Origin of the sequence: Bradyrhizobium agreste, assembly GCF_016031625.1 — a bacterium.
In the GTDB taxonomy this organism is placed as follows: domain Bacteria; phylum Pseudomonadota; class Alphaproteobacteria; order Rhizobiales; family Xanthobacteraceae; genus Bradyrhizobium; species Bradyrhizobium agreste.
On record NZ_JACCHP010000035.1, the window covers coordinates 26,012 to 40,941 of the forward strand.

The window sequence follows — 14,930 nt, forward strand, 5'->3', positions numbered from 1 at the left end:
GACCGGGACGAGTTCTGCCCGGCGTTATCCAACCGCTCCACCGCGAGTTCAGAAGTCGGACGCGATGCCCTTGCGCTCCCAATCGCCATAGCGGGTGGGCTCGGGACCCTGCGGACCCTGCAGCTCCTTCGCCTTGATCTCGTCCTTGGCCGCATCCTTGGCCTTGGCGGCCGCAGCCTGCCGGCGCGTCTCGGCCTCGGCCAGCGCGCGCTGGGCGGCCGGCGACAGCGGCTTGCGATCGGGAACGGGGTCACTCATCGCCGCGCTTTCTAGCGCAGGACCGGGCACAACGCGATGTCCAATAACGCATTCCTGAAATCGGCTCGGAGCGCTGAAAAACCCGCAAGCGATTCTTACATTTGGCATATTCGCGTGTCAGAGATCGCTTTCTCCAGGCATGCGCCCATCAAGGCGGAACTGCCGCTCGTTCAGAACCTTGCTTCCGCATGCCATCTCAACGTTTCGTCCCTCCGTCCGAAGTGCCCGGCCTTGCGGCGCGACGGATTGCCGCCGACATCGTCGACGGCGTGCTGCACAAGCACCGCACACTCGACGACCAGCTCGACGGCGGCGGTGCGCATCCCGGACTGAAGACGCTGGCCGACCGCGACCGCGCGCTGATGCGGCGCCTGGTCGCCACCGTGCTGCGCCGGCTCGGCACGCTCGGCCATGTGCTGTCCCGCCTGCTCGACAAGGGCATTCCCTCCGATGCGCCGCGGGCGCAGAGCGCACTTTTGATCGGCGCCGCGCAGATCCTTTGGATGGACGTGCCGGATCACGCCGCGGTCGATCTCTCTGTTCGCCTGGTGCAATCCGACCGCCGCGCCGCACGCTATGCCGGCCTCGTCAACGCCGTGCTGCGCCGCTGTGCGCGCGAGGGCAAATCCCTGGTCGAGGAAGTTGCGACGCAATCGCTCGACCTGCCGCCATGGCTGCTCGCGCGCTGGAGCGCGCATTATGGCGAGGCGACCGCACGGGACATGGCTTTCGCGCTCGGCCACGAGCCCTCGCTCGATCTCACGGTGAAATCGGATCCCGCCCAATGGGCGAGCCGCCTGCATGGCGAAACGCTGCCGACGGGAACGGTGCGGATGCTGCTTCACGGTTCGGTGACCATGCTGCCCGGCTTCGCCGAGGGGCAATGGTGGGTGCAGGACGCCGCCGCCGCGTTGCCCGCCCGACTGTTTGGCGATGTCAAAGGCAAGTCCATTGCCGATCTCTGCGCCGCCCCCGGCGGCAAGACTGCGCAGCTGGCGTTTTCAGGCGCGCATGTGACGGCGATCGACCGCTCGCCCGCGCGGGTGGCGCGTTTGCGCGAAAACCTGACGCGGCTGTCGCTGCAAGCCGAGACCATCGTCGCTGACGCCGTCGAATGGGCCGGCCCCGCCGAAGCCTTCGACGGTATTCTGATCGATGCGCCCTGCACCTCCACCGGCACGATCCGCCGGCATCCCGACGTCGCATGGCTGCGGCACGAATCCGACATCGCCCCCTTGGCCGCGCTTCAGCAGCGGCTGCTGCGAAAATCGGTGTCGTTGCTGAAGCCGGGCGGGACGCTGGTCTATTGCACCTGTTCGCTGGAACCCGAGGAGGGCGAGCAGGCCGTGGCGGCACTGCTCGCCGCCGAGCCCGCGCTGCGCCGCGCCCCGATCGCGGCATCGGAAGTTGCAGGCCTCGACGAAATCCTCAACCGGGACGGCGACCTGCGCACCCTGCCCTGCCACCTGCCGAACGAGGATCCCAAGCTCGGCGGGCTCGACGGATTTTTCGCGGCCCGGCTCGTTAAATCCTGATTTTGCACTGGATTTTGCGACCACGACCCTGATTCGCGCCGTTCAAGGTGGTGTCAGGCGTCCGATTTTGGGATTAATAAGGATTCGTCACTGATCCTCTCCCCCATCAAGGCAAGGCGTGTCGGTCGCTCAACGCAGACGTATCTCGACGCTGGTCATGAACCGCTTCGCGCGGAACATGCTCGCGCGCGCGAGCGGCGGTTCCGTTGCGCTGTCGCGGGTCTGGCCCGGCCGCACCGACCGGCTGATCATCGCGCCGCACGACCTGCGTACCGCGGATGCGACCCGCGCCGCCGAGATCTATGCCGGCCGCTTCGTCTTCGCCGGCAAGATCGTCAATTGCCACGGCCGCTCGATCTTCGATCTCGAGCCGCCTTCGGAGGATTGGGAGGTTGCGCTGCTCGGCTTCGGCTGGCTGCGCCACTTGCGCGCCGCCGACACGGCGCTGACGCGGGCGAATGCGCGCGCGCTCATCGAGGACTGGATCGCCAACCCCGCCAACAAGCGCCGCCCGGTCGCGCGCCGTGCCGACGTGCTGGCGCGGCGCGTGATCTCGCTGCTGTCGCAGGCGCCGCTGGTGCTGAGCGAGACCGACAACAAGTTCTACCGCCGTTACTTGCGCTCCCTCGCGCGCGAGATCCGCTTCCTGCGCTACACCATGGTCGACATTCCGGACGGGGTGCCGAAGCTGCAGGTGCTGATCGCGCTGTGCTATGCTTCCCTGTGCCTCGCCAATCAGACGCGTCACATCCGCAGCGCCTCCAAGAAGCTGTCCGACGAATTGCAGCGGCAGATCCTGCCCGATGGCGGCCACATCTCGCGCAATCCGGGCGCGCTGATCGAGATATTGATCGATCTCTTGCCGCTGCGGCAGACTTTTGCCGCACGCAACATCGCACCGCCGCCGGCGCTGCTCAATGCGATCGACCGCATGATGCCGATGCTGCGCTTCTTCCGGCACGGTGACGGCAATTTCGCCCTGTTCAACGGCATGAGCGCGACCTCGTCCGACCTGCTCGCCACGCTGCTCGCCTATGACGACACCCACGGCGCGCCGATGGCGAACATGCCGCATACCGGCTTTCAGCGCCTCGATGCCGGCCAGACCACTGTGATCATCGACACCGGCCCGCCGCCGCCCGCCGGCGTCAGCCACGACGCCCATGCCGGCTGTCTGTCGTTCGAACTGTCGTCCGGCATCAGCCGCATCGTCACCAATTGCGGCATGCCAACCACGGGCCGCGACAATTGGCGGCCGTTCGCGCGCAGCACGGCGGCGCATTCGACGCTGACCTATCACGAGACTTCATCGTGCCAGTTCGTCGAGATGTCGGCGATGAAGCGGCTCCTGCATGGTGCGCCCGTCACCAGCGGCCCCGTCGAGGTCGAGAGCTATCGCGAGGTCGTGCAGAACGGCACGCTGCTCACGACCTCGCATGACGGCTATCTCGCCAAGTTCGGCGCGATCCACCGCCGCGTGCTGATGATCGCCAATGACGGCGCGCGCATCGACGGCGAGGACACGCTGTCGCCGCCGCAGGGCGGGCGCTTCAAGGGTGCCGATGCCGATTTCGCCCTGCGCTTCCATCTGCATCCGGCGGTGAAGGCGAGCCGGCTGTCGGATGCCCGCGGCGTCATGCTGGTGCTGCCGAACCGCGACGTCTGGACCTTCGAGGCATTGGACGACAAGGTCGATCTCGAGGACAGCGTATTCCTGGCCGGCAACGACGGCCCGCGCCGCACCGCGCAGATCGTGATCCGTCAGAACGCCCGCCAGGCCCCCTCGATCCGTTGGAGCTTCATCCGTTCCACGGCCTCGCCAGCCGTCACCAATGCGCGCCGCAACGCCCGGCGCGAGCCGGAACTTCCGTTGTAAACAGGCGCGATCCGGCCCTATCTCGTCGTTGTGAAAAGCGGCGAAAGCTGCTATCGAGCGCTCGCTCGCGCGACTGGCGACCTTGGATGGAGCACCATCGGGAAGCGCGGGACATATGAGCCGCGCGCCTGGGCATAGACACTCCCTGAACAGAGGATCTTGCTCATGACTGACCATCCCCGCCGCGTCACCCGCGCTCTCCTTTCCGTCTCCGATAAGACCGGCCTGATCGAGTTCGCCAAGGCGCTCGCCGCGCACGATGTCGAGCTGGTCTCGACCGGCGGCACCGCCAAGGCCATCGCCGCGGCCGGCCTTAAGGTGAAGGACGTCTCCGACCTCACCGGCTTCCCCGAGATGATGGACGGCCGTGTCAAGACGCTGCATCCGAAGGTGCATGGCGGCCTGCTCGCGATCCGCGACAACAAGGACCATGCGGAGGCGATGAAAGCGCATGGCATCGCGCCGATCGACCTGCTCGTCGTCAATCTCTATCCGTTCGAAGCGACCGTCGACAAGGGCGCGGGCTTCGAGGATTGCATCGAGAACATCGACATCGGCGGCCCCGCGATGATCCGCGCCGCTGCGAAGAACCATGACGATGTCGCCGTCGTGGTCGAGGCCCAGGACTATCAGGCCGTGCTTGACGAGCTCGCCGCCAACAAGGGCGCGACCACGCTGAAGCTGCGCCGGAGGCTTGCCGCAAAGGCCTATGCCCGCACCGCGGCCTATGACGCCGCGATCTCGAACTGGTTCAATCGTCAGCTGGAGATCGACGCGCCCGACTTCCGCGCTTTCGGCGGCCGGCTGATCCAGTCGCTGCGCTACGGCGAGAACCCGCACCAGACCGCCGCGTTCTATGCGACGCCGGACAGGCGTCCGGGCGTCTCTACCGCGCGGCAGCTCCAGGGCAAGGAGCTCTCCTACAACAACATCAACGACACCGATGCGGCCTATGAATGCATCGGCGAGTTCGACGCCAAGCGCACCGCGGCCTGCGTCATCGTCAAGCATGCCAATCCCTGCGGCGTCGCCGAAGGGCCGAACCTCGTCGAGGCCTATCGCCGGGCACTGGCCTGCGATTCAACGTCCGCGTTCGGCGGCATCATCGCGATGAACCGCCCGCTCGATGCCGACACCGCGCGCGAGATCACCAAGATCTTCACCGAGGTGATCATCGCGCCCGATGCCAGCGAAGAGGCGATTGCCATCATCGGCGGCAAGAAGAACCTGCGCCTGCTGCTCGCCGGCAGCCTGCCCGACCCGCGGGCGCCAGGCCTGACCGCCAAGACGGTCGCCGGCGGCCTGCTGGTGCAGAGCCGCGACAATGCGGTGGTCGACGACATGACGTTCAAGGTCGTGACCAGGCGCGCGCCGACGGATGCGGAAATGCGGGACCTGAAGTTCGCGTTCCGGGTGGCCAAGCACGTCAAGTCCAACACCATCATCTATGCCAAGGATCTCGCCACCGTCGGGATCGGCGCTGGCCAGATGAGCCGGGTGGACTCAGCGCGGATCGCCGCGCGCAAGGCGCAGGATGCGGCAGCCGAGCTGAAGCTCGCCGAGCCGCTCACCAAGGGTTCGGTGGTGGCCTCGGATGCGTTCTTCCCGTTCGCCGACGGCATGCTCGCCTGCATCGAGGCCGGCGCCACCGCCGTGGTGCAGCCCGGCGGCTCCATGCGCGACGACGAGGTGATCAAGGCTGCCGACGAGCACGGCATCGCCATGGTGTTCACGGGAACGCGGCACTTCAGGCATTGAGCTTGCTGTCATTCCGGGGTGCGCGAAGCGCGAACCCGGAATCCATCATGCAGCGTCCCATGCGGAGAAATGGATTCCGGGCTCGCGCCAGGTGGCGCGCCCCGGAATGACGATGCGGATGCTAGTCCTTCACCCGCATTAACAGCGCGAACCCTGCGACGAAGAATACGACCAGCACGGCCATGCCGGCCTTCTGGCTCGCGGTCGCGGCCGTGATCATGCCGATCAGCAGCGGGCCGATGAAGGACGTCACCTTTCCGGTCAGCGCGAACAGGCCGAAATATTGCGCGATGCGATCCTTCGGTGCGAGATGGATCAGCAGCGTGCGGGAGGCAGCCTGGAGCGGGCCGCCGGCTGCACCGATCAGGCAGCCCAGCACCAGATAGGCGCGCTCGGCGGCACTCGAGAACAGGGCAGCGCCGGCTTGCGGCGGCGCGGTCTTGACGAACAGCACGCTGTCCTTGTCGACCAGAAGAATCGCGGCCACCGACAGCAGCAGGACCAGCAGGCTGCCGGCGATGACGCGCTTCGGCCCCATACGATCATCCAGCTTGCCGCCGAGCCACGCGCCCAACGCGCCTGCGATCGCGAGCATGATGCCGAACGTCCCGATCTGGATCGTATGCCAGCCGAAGGTGCCGGCGGCATAGATGCCGCCGAAGGCGAACAGCGACACCAGACCATCGGTGTAGATCATGTTGGCGAGCAGGAACGCAGCGAGCGATTTCTGCCTGGGCAGACTCTTGATCGACTGCTTCAGTTCCGACAGGCCCTCGCGCAGCGCCTCGCGCAAACGGCGTTTCGCCGGATAATCCGGCGTGAACAGGAACATCGGCGTCACGAAGATGATGAACCACAGCCCGGTGAGCGGGCCGGCGGCACGGTCGCCCTGATGCGTGACGGGATCGAGCCCGAACAACGGCGCGAAGCCGAGTAACGTGCGGCCGGTCTCGGGATTGGCGGCGAGGAAGCCGAGCACGATGATCAGGCTGACGATGCCGCCAATGTAGCCCGTGGCCCAGCCGGTGCCGGAAAGCCGTCCGATCCGTTCCGGCGGCACCAGGGTCGGCATCATCGCATTGTTGAAGACGGTGGCGAATTCCGCGCCGACGCTGGCGAGCGCCACCGCCGTGAGCAGCGGGGGAATGACGGCGTGATCGCCGGGCTTGCCGATCCACAGCGCGCAGGATGCCAGCACCAGCACCGCGCCGAAACCGGCGATCCATGGCTTCCTGCGGCCGGCGGAGTCGGCGATCGCTCCCAGCACCGGCGACAGCAGCGCGATCGCAAGGCCCGCCGCAGCCATCGCAAAGCCCCACAGCGACTGCCCAGCGGCGGGATTTGGCGCGACGCTGGTCGCGAAATAGGGCGCGAACACGAATGTCGTGATCAGCGTGAAATAGGGCTGCGCGGCCCAGTCGAAGAAGATCCAGCTGACGACGGCGGCGCGCGGGGGATAGGACAGCGGCGTGCCGGCCATGCGCACATCCGGGGCGATCGTCGTCATCACGCGGTCCTCATCACGAACAGTTTTGCCTCTCTTTGAGCAAACCGTATAGCATTACCGTGACAGGTGTGAACCGGCTCGAACCTGCGACGGTAATTTCGATGATGTCGTCATATTCAACACGGCGAACGTTTTTCGCGGTGGTTGCCAGTCTGGCGTTCGCGCTCACGCCGGCGGCCGCTCAGGATGCGCGGTCGGGCTATGTCCCGCCGGCGCGCGAGGCGGTGCGCGCCGTCGCCGCCGAGCACGGCATGGTGGTGGCGCAGGAGAAGATCTCCGCGCAGATCGGCGCCGACATCCTGCGGCGCGGCGGCAATGCCATCGACGCTGCGGTCGCGACCGGCTTTGCGATGGCGGTGACCTATCCGCGTGCCGGCAATATCGGTGGCGGCGGCTTCATGGTGATTCATTCCACCGATCGCAATGAAGACATCACGATCGACTATCGCGAAACAGCGCCGGCCGCGACCACGCCGCAGATATTCCTCGGCGCCGACGGAAAGCCTGACCCGACGAAGTCGCGGGATTCTGCGCTCGGCATCGGCGTGCCCGGCACCGTCGCCGGACTCGCGCTCGCGCTCGAGAAGTACGGCTCGGGCCAGTTCACGCTGGATCAACTGCTGGCGCCCGCGATCGGGCTCGCACGCGATGGCTTCGTGGTCAGCGACGACATGGCCGATACGCTGCCGAGCTGGCACCGGCGGCTGGCGCGCTGGCCGTCCTCGGCCAAGATCTTCTCGCGTCCGGATGGCACGCCGCTGGGGGAAGGCGACCGGCTGGTGCAAGGCGATCTCGCCGAAACGCTGGCGGCCGTCGCCATGCTGGGGCCGCGGGGATTCTACGAGGGACCGGTCGCCGAGAAACTCGCGAAGGCGGTGACCGATGCCGGCGGCATCATGGCGCCGGCCGACCTCAAGGCCTACCAACCGGTCGTCCGCGCGCCAGTGCGCGGCAGCTACCGCGGCTATGACATCGTCTCGATGCCGTTGCCATCGTCCGGCGGCGTCGTGCTGATGGAGACGCTCAACATCCTCGAGGGCTTTCCACTTGCCGATCTGAAGCAGGGATCGGCGGCGTCGCTGCATCTGTTGATCGAAGCCATGAAGCGCGCTTATGCCGACCGCGCCCGCTATCTCGGCGATCCCGCCTTCGTCAATGCGCCCATCGAGACGCTCGTCGCCAAAGACTACGCCGCCAGGCTGCGCGCGAATCTTTCCCCCGAACGCGCCACGCCCTCGAAGGAGCTCGTGTCTGCTGCTGCCACGCCGCGTGAAGGCAGCAACACCACGCATTTTTCGGTCGTCGATGCCCGCGGCAACGCGGTCAGCAACACTTACACGCTGAACTTCAGCTACGGCGTCGGCCTCGTCGCCGACGGCACCGGCGTGCTGCTCAACAACGAGCTCGACGATTTCACCGCGGCGGTCGGCGCCTCCAATGCCTATGGCCTCGTCGGCTTCGAAGCGAATCTTCCCGGACCCGGTAAGCGGCCGCTGTCGTCGATGTCACCGACCATTGTGCTGAGGGACGGCAAGCCGGTGCTGGTGACAGGCTCGCCCGGCGGCAGCCGCATCATCTCGACGGTGCTTCAGGTGATCGTGAACGTGCTCGACTACGAGATGGATGTTTCGGCCGCGGTCGCGGCGCCGCGGCTGCACCATCAATGGCTGCCGGACGAAGTGCGCGTCGAGCGGGGCTTTCCCGAGGGCGTGCTGCTCGAGCTGAAGGCGATGGGCCACCTCGTCGTCGAGCCGATGGGGCAGACATCTGCCAACTCGATTCTGGTGACACCGAACGGACCGCTGGGCGCGCCCGATCCGCGCACTCGCGGCGCGGAGGCAGCGGGGCAGTAACCTGATGATCCGGTAAGGGACCTTACCGTCCGACCTGATACGGCCCGCCCCTCTCCAGCGCGCGCGCATACGCAGGCCGGGCGTGAATGCGCTCCAGGAACGCCATCGCCTTGGGATGGCCCTGCTCGAGCCCGCCGCGGGCTTGGGCCGCTTCGAGCGGAAAGCTCATCTGGATATCGGCCGCGGTGAACTCGCTGCCGGCGAACCATTCGCTCTTCGCAAGCTCGCCTTCCCAATAATCCATGTGCTGCTTGATCTGCGGATTGACCAGCGCGGTCAGCGCCTGGTTGCAGACCTTGCGCACCAGCGGGCGCAGCAGGGCGGGTGCGCGCTTCGGCATCAGCGTGAACAGCAGCTTCAAGAGCAGCGGCTGCATCGCGGATCCTTCCGCATAGTGCAGCCAATAAGTGTAGCGCAGCCGCTCCGGCGTGTTCGGCGGCGGGATCAGCCGTCCGTTGCCATAGGTGGCGATGAGATATTCGATGATCGCGCCTGACTCGGCGATGGTGTTGCCGTTGTCGGTGATGACGGGCGATTTGCCGAGCGGATGGATGGCGCGCAGCTCCTTCGGCGCGCGCATGTCCGCCTGGCGCTGATAGCGCACGATCTCGTAGGCAACGCCCAACTCCTCGAGCAGCCACAGCACGCGCTGCGAGCGGGAATTGTTGAGGTGGTGAACGGTCAGCATCGCGGGGTCCTCAAGGCTTGGACTTGGACTTGGGCGTGGTCGATTGGCCGCGCCGTTGGTGCCAGCCCGGGAAGATATTGTCGAGCCGTCGCCGCAGATATTTTCACCCGGGTATATTGACGGATGAAATTTACCCGGGTATTAAATCGGACAACGCGATCAATCTGGCAATGATTCCAATGCAAGGGACCTACACAGCCTTCGCCGGCCAGCGCCGGCTGGCCTCAGGCACTGCGGGCGATGTCGCGCTCGCGGTGAAGCGGGCGACAGAGCCGCTGGGCCAGCCGATCATCATCTTCGACGACGGCACCGGGCGGTCGATCGATTTCGACCTGCGCGGCGACGATCGCGAGGTGCTGGCGCGGCTGGCAACGCTCATGCCTCAAGCCGAGACGACTGACGCACCCGCCGAGCCGCGCGGGCGCGGCCGGCCGAAGCTCGGCGTCGTCGCGCGCGAAGTGACCTTGCTGCCGCGGCACTGGGAGTGGCTCAACGCGCAGGCCGGCGGCGCGTCGGTGGCGCTGCGCAAGCTCGTGGACGAGGCCAGGCGCGCCAGCGGCGACAAGGACCGCGAGCGGCAGGCGCGCGATGCGGCCTACCACTTCATGTCGACCATGGCCGGCAACCTGCCGCAGTTCGAGGAGGCCTCGCGCGCGCTGTTCGCGGGTGACCGTCGACGCTTCACCGCCCTGATCGCCGACTGGCCGGCCGACATCCGCGACCACATCGTCAAGCTCGCCTACAGCGACCGCGCTTAAACCGCGCATCGCTTCTCACGACTCCATCGACGGCCGAGCCGCGCATTGCGCGGCAACGGCTTCGCACGCCCTGATGAAAGGCCAATTCCATGTCTGCCGCAAAGCCGCTCTGGACCACATTCCTCCGCTTTCTCGCACCCCTGATGCTGAGCAACGCGCTGCAATCGCTGTTCGGCACCGTGAGCAACGTCTATCTCGGCCAGATGATCGGCGTCGACGCGCTCGCCGCGGTCTCGGCGTTCTTCCCGGTGATGTTCTTCCTGTTCGCCTTCGTCATCGGCCTGAGCACCGGCGCCACCGTGCTGATCGGCCAGGCCTTCGGCGCGGGCGAGCATGGCCGGATCAAGATCATCGTCGGCACGACACTCGCCGTCGGCCTGCTGCTCTCGATTGCGGTTGCACTCGTCGGCGGGCTCTTCAGCCGACCTTTGATGATCATGCTCGCCACGCCCCCGGACATTCTCGGTGACGCCAGCGCCTATGCGCGCATCATGCTGCTCACCATGCCGCTTGGTTTCGTCTTCCTGCTGATGACGGCGATGATCCGCGGCGTCGGCGACGGACTGACACCGCTGCTGGCACTGGCCTTGTCGACGGCGATCGGCCTGATCCTGACGCCGATGCTGATCCTCGGCACGTTCGGATTCCCGGCCCTCGGCATCACCAGTCCTGCCTGGGCGGCTACGATCGCCAATGCGCTGACGCTGATTGCTCTGGCTATCTATCTGCTGCGGCGAAAGCACGCGCTCGCGCCGGACGCGACGCTGCTGCGTCACCTGCGGCTGAACGGCGCCGTGCTCGGCAAAGTCCTCGGCATCGGCCTGCCGAGCGCGATCGGGATGGTGGTGATGGCCATCGCCGAGCTTGTGCTGCTCGGCCTCGTCAACGGCTTCGGCTCGAATGCCACCGCGGCCTATGGCGCCGTCAATCAGGTGATGGGCTACACCCAGTTCACGGCGATGTCGATCTCGATCGCGGTCTCGATCCTCGGTGCCCAGGCCGTCGGCGGCGGCGACCTCGCCCGGCTCGACGGCATCGTGCGGGCGGGCCTTGCGTTCAACATCGTCCTGACCGGCGGGCTGGTGGCGCTGATCTACCTCGCGCCGCGCGCGGTGCTCGGTATCTTCATCACCGACGGCGCCGTGCTGGATCTGGCGAAGGGATTGCTCAACATTGCCTTGTGGAGCTCGGTGCCGTTCGGGCTCGCCACCGTGTTCTCGGGCGCGATGCGCGGCGCCGGCGTGGCGTTCACGCCGATGCTGCTGTCGATCTTCGCGATCTCCGCGATCGAGCTGCCGGCCGCAATCATCCTCAGCCATACCGTCGGCCTGACCGGCGTGTGGGCTGCCTATCCCATCGTGTTCTGCGCCATGTTGATCCTGCAGATGGGCTATTACCACCTGGTGTGGCGCAGGCGGGCGATCCGGCGCCCGATCTGACCGTCAAAGTATTATGACCGTCATTAAACGATGGACCTGTGGCGCGCCCTGCGCCACAATGAGGAAAAGCCCACTCAAAAAGCCAAGCCAGGGAGAATGTTCGTGACCCGCACCGCCCCGCAATTCCTATTCGATTTCGGTAGCCCCAACGCTTATCTTAGCCATCTGGCGATACCGGCGATCGAACAGCGGATCGGCGTGAAGTTCGAATATGTGCCGATCCTGCTCGGCGGCATCTTCAAGGCGACCAACAACAAGTCGCCGGCCGAGACGCTCGCGGGCGTCAAGAACAAGCGAGAGTTCCAGCAGATCGAGACCGAGCGCTTCATCAAGCGCTTCCATGTCCAGCCCTATGTGTGGAATCCGCACTTTCCCGTCAACACGCTGAACCTGATGCGCGCGGCGATCGCGGCGCAGCTCGAGGGCGTGTTCGAGAAATATGTCGAGGCCGCCTTCCACCATATGTGGCGCGAGCCGAAGAAGATGGACGATCCCGAGATTGCGGCGAAGGCGCTGGCCTCGTCCGGCCTCGATGCGCAAAAGTTGTTTGCCCGCAGCCAGGAACCCGAGGTCAAGGCCAGACTGATCAAGAATACCGAGGAGGCGGTCGCCCGCGGCGCCTTCGGTTCGCCGACCTTCTTCGTCGGCAATGAAATGTTCTTCGGCAAAGAGCAGCTGCGCGAGGTCGAGGAGATGGTGTCGGGAAAGTGAAGCGGGCGAATGGCGAGTAGCGAATAGCGAGTGGAAATCGCACCCACTATTCGCTACTCCCTATTCGCCATTCGCAAAGCGGAGTTCTCTCATGCGTATCCTCGTGGTCGGCGCCGGCGCCATCGGCGGCTATTTTGGTGGCAGGCTGTTGCAGGCCGGCCGCGACGTGATCTTCCTGGTCCGGCCTCGCCGCGCCGGCGAGCTCGCGAGCGCCGGCCTCGTCATCAAGAGCCCGAACGGCGATGTGACCTTGAACAACCCGCCGACGGTTCAGGCGGACGCGCTCAAGGACAAGTTCGACGTCGTGCTCTTGAGCTGCAAGGCGTTCGACCTCGATGACGCCATCAAGTCGTTCGCCGCCGCCGTCGGGCCCAACACCGCGATCATCCCGATGCTCAACGGCATGAAGCATCTCGACACGCTGGATACGAGGTTCGGCAAGGAGCGCGTGCTCGGCGGTCTCTGCGCCATCGCCGCGACCTTGAACGAGAAGCGCGAGGTGGTGCAGCTCCAGCCGATGCAGTCGATCAGCTACGGCGAGCGCGACGGCGGCATGTCGGAGCGGGTGAAGGCAATCGACGAGGCCTTCAAGAGCGGCATCAACGGTGCCAGCGCCAGCCAGAACATCATGCAGGACATGTGGGAGAAGTGGGTGTTCCTGTCCTCGCTCGCGGCAAGCACCAGCCTGATGCGGACGTCCGTCGGCAATATCCTGGCCGCGCCCGGCGGCCGGGATTTCCTGCTCGGCATGCTGGATGAGACCAGCGCGGTTGCCACGGCGTCCGGCTACCCCCCGGGCGGTCCGTTCTTCGATCGCGTCAAAGCCAATCTCACCACCGAGGGCTCGCCGTTGACGGCATCGATGTTCCGCGACATCAAGGCCGGCCTGCCCGTCGAAGCCGACCACGTCATCGGTGATCTCATCGCGCGCGCCGACGCCGCCAAGGTGCCGGTGCCGAAGCTGCGCATCGCGTATACGCATCTGAAGGCGTATGAGAGGCAGCGGGCAGGGTAGGGCGCGCGCAACACACCGCTGTCGTCCCGGACATGCGCGCCTCAAGCGCGCGCCGATCCGGGACCCATAACCTCAGAAAATGGTGGTCGGGTGAGGCGGCAACCCCGAGTCTTCGCAAAACTTGATCCTGTGGTTATGGGTTCCGGGCTCGCGCTACGCGCGCCCCGGGACGACAGCTGAATTTAGGGCCACAGCTCCGCGCTATTTCAAATGCGCGAGATAGTGCGAGAAGGCGGTGATCTCCTCATCGCTCATGTGATAGGCGACGTCGGCCATCGCGGCGACGCCGCCGCCGACGCGCTGGCCGGCCTTGTAATCGTGCAGCGCCTTGACGAGGTATTCCTCGCGCTGGCCGGCGAGCCGCGCCACCGCCTTGGTACCGGCATAGCTGTCCGTATGGCATGAGGCGCAGCGGCGGCCGGCGGCAACCTGCGCGCCCTTTTAGGTCCGGATTCCCGTCCTCGGGTCCCTTCGGCGCGGGCGCGTCGTTGTCAGGCGGTCCGAGGGGTGCACATACAAAAAGTGCGAAAACAACCCCATGCACAGTAGAACGGCGCAAGTCGGCCCGCCCGCGGTGATGCCGGACAGTCGTTTGAAGCGTCGAGCAAAATAGCAATCGCGGCGCTAGGAAGCGACGGGGTAGGGTCCGTCGTCGAACAGCGTGTCATGATAGCCTTTCGATCCGACCTCGCGCGCCAGCGTGCTGCGGAAGTCGCGGTTATCGCGCAGGCTGCGCAGCACATGGGCGAAGTCGAATTCGGGTCGCCAGCCGAGCTCGCGCCGCGCGCGCTCGTTGACATAAACCCGATCAATCGCGGGGAAGAGCCGCCAGCCGCGCGCCGCATAAAGCTGCGCGCACTCCGGGGCGAGCAGATGCGCGCTCACCGCGTCCGCGATATCCAGCCGGCGATAGAGCAGCTCGTTGGCCTGCGCGTTCTCCAGCGTGTAGGCCGACCGCATCGCCGGATTATCGTCGTCCTCCGGAAAAAAGCGCGAGGTCCGCAAGGTAACGACCGGCAGGGCGCGCTCGCGAAAGAACAGCTCGCAGAGGTTTTCGGCCATCAGCTTGGTCGTGCCGTAGATGTTTTTGGGCACCGACGGCAGCTCCTCCGTGACCCACACCGCCGCCTGTCCCGACTCGGGCCGCAGCTGCGAGCCGAACGCGCTGGTGGTGCTGGTGAAGACGAAGCTCTTCACGCCGGCCGCCGCGGCCGCCTCGAGCAGGTTCAGCGTGCCAGCGACGTTGGTGTCGACAAAATCCTGCTTGGCATGGGTCGCCACATGCGGCTTGTGCAGCGTCGCGGTGTGGATCACGGCGGTGACGCCGCCCATCTGGCGCCGCACGAAGCCGGGATCGACGATGGAGCCGACGGCATCGGTGAAGGGGGAGGGCTTCAGATCAAGCCCGCGAGCAGGCGACCCGCGCGCGCGGAGCGTCCGCAGGATGGCCTCCCCGAGGTGACCCGCGCTGCCTGTGACCAGAATTGTCATGTGAGACCCGAACAGCCGCCAGCGGTGCGGAAAGCCGCGGC

General features: G+C 66.1%; 12 protein-coding genes, 1 pseudogene and 1 riboswitch. Of the genes and pseudogenes, 8 read left to right on the forward strand and 5 right to left on the reverse strand.

Going from position 1 to position 14,930, the window contains the following annotated elements; genetic code table 11:
• Positions 1–48 precede the first annotated feature (48 nt).
• Positions 49–258, reverse strand: a complete 210-nt coding sequence (locus tag HZZ13_RS34050; RefSeq protein WP_197963818.1) for a DUF1674 domain-containing protein — start codon at positions 256–258, stop codon at positions 49–51.
• A 188-nt stretch (positions 259–446) separates the two neighbouring features.
• On the opposite strand from HZZ13_RS34050, the gene HZZ13_RS34055 reads away from it, so the two are divergent.
• The 3 genes from HZZ13_RS34055 (at position 447) to purH (ending at position 5,427) form a co-directional block, all read left to right on the forward strand.
• Complete coding sequence (locus HZZ13_RS34055; protein WP_197963819.1) at positions 447–1,793, forward strand: RsmB/NOP family class I SAM-dependent RNA methyltransferase; 1,347 nt, start codon at positions 447–449, stop codon at positions 1,791–1,793.
• Positions 1,794–1,950: 157 nt separating this feature from the next.
• Positions 1,951–3,669, forward strand: coding sequence for a heparinase II/III family protein (locus HZZ13_RS34060; RefSeq protein WP_197963820.1), 1,719 nt, complete (start codon positions 1,951–1,953; stop codon positions 3,667–3,669).
• Positions 3,670–3,728: 59 nt separating this feature from the next.
• A riboswitch (ZMP/ZTP riboswitch) is annotated at positions 3,729–3,810 on the forward strand.
• A 24-nt stretch (positions 3,811–3,834) separates the two neighbouring features.
• A complete protein-coding gene (gene purH / locus HZZ13_RS34065) occupies positions 3,835–5,427 on the forward strand; it encodes a bifunctional phosphoribosylaminoimidazolecarboxamide formyltransferase/IMP cyclohydrolase (RefSeq protein ID WP_197963821.1) in 1,593 nt (530 codons plus the stop codon).
• A 121-nt stretch (positions 5,428–5,548) separates the two neighbouring features.
• Here purH and HZZ13_RS34070 read toward each other — a convergent pair whose 3' ends face one another.
• A complete protein-coding gene (locus HZZ13_RS34070; RefSeq protein WP_197963822.1) occupies positions 5,549–6,934 on the reverse strand; it encodes an MFS transporter in 1,386 nt (461 codons plus the stop codon).
• Between the two features lie 101 nt (positions 6,935–7,035).
• On the opposite strand from HZZ13_RS34070, the gene ggt reads away from it, so the two are divergent.
• Positions 7,036–8,787, forward strand: a complete 1,752-nt coding sequence (gene ggt, locus HZZ13_RS34075) for a gamma-glutamyltransferase (protein ID WP_197963823.1) — start codon at positions 7,036–7,038, stop codon at positions 8,785–8,787.
• Positions 8,788–8,809: 22 nt separating this feature from the next.
• Here ggt and HZZ13_RS34080 read toward each other — a convergent pair whose 3' ends face one another.
• Positions 8,810–9,475, reverse strand: coding sequence for a glutathione S-transferase family protein (locus tag HZZ13_RS34080; protein ID WP_197963824.1), 666 nt, complete (start codon positions 9,473–9,475; stop codon positions 8,810–8,812).
• Positions 9,476–9,654: 179 nt separating this feature from the next.
• Between HZZ13_RS34080 and HZZ13_RS34085 the strand changes: the two genes are divergently transcribed.
• From HZZ13_RS34085 to panE, 4 genes are all read left to right on the forward strand, one after another.
• Positions 9,655–10,233 carry a DUF2239 family protein gene (locus tag HZZ13_RS34085; protein ID WP_197963825.1) on the forward strand — a complete coding sequence of 193 codons (579 nt, stop codon included), beginning with the start codon at positions 9,655–9,657 and terminating at the stop codon, positions 10,231–10,233.
• An 89-nt stretch (positions 10,234–10,322) separates the two neighbouring features.
• A complete protein-coding gene (locus HZZ13_RS34090; RefSeq protein ID WP_197963826.1) occupies positions 10,323–11,672 on the forward strand; it encodes an MATE family efflux transporter in 1,350 nt (449 codons plus the stop codon).
• A 102-nt stretch (positions 11,673–11,774) separates the two neighbouring features.
• Positions 11,775–12,383 (forward strand): 2-hydroxychromene-2-carboxylate isomerase, encoded by a 609-nt coding sequence (locus HZZ13_RS34095; RefSeq protein WP_197963827.1) that lies wholly within the window; start codon positions 11,775–11,777, stop codon positions 12,381–12,383.
• A 91-nt stretch (positions 12,384–12,474) separates the two neighbouring features.
• Complete coding sequence (gene panE / locus HZZ13_RS34100; RefSeq protein WP_197963828.1) at positions 12,475–13,398, forward strand: 2-dehydropantoate 2-reductase; 924 nt, start codon at positions 12,475–12,477, stop codon at positions 13,396–13,398.
• Between the two features lie 201 nt (positions 13,399–13,599).
• Here the strand turns inward: panE and HZZ13_RS34105 are convergent.
• Both HZZ13_RS34105 and HZZ13_RS34110 read right to left on the reverse strand, forming a co-directional pair.
• Positions 13,600–13,870: pseudogene (locus tag HZZ13_RS34105) on the reverse strand (c-type cytochrome); the annotation flags it as partial.
• A 152-nt stretch (positions 13,871–14,022) separates the two neighbouring features.
• On the reverse strand, positions 14,023–14,889 hold the full coding sequence (locus HZZ13_RS34110) for an NAD-dependent epimerase/dehydratase family protein (RefSeq protein ID WP_197963829.1): 867 nt from the start codon (positions 14,887–14,889) through the stop codon (positions 14,023–14,025).
• Positions 14,890–14,930: the final 41 nt, after the last annotated feature.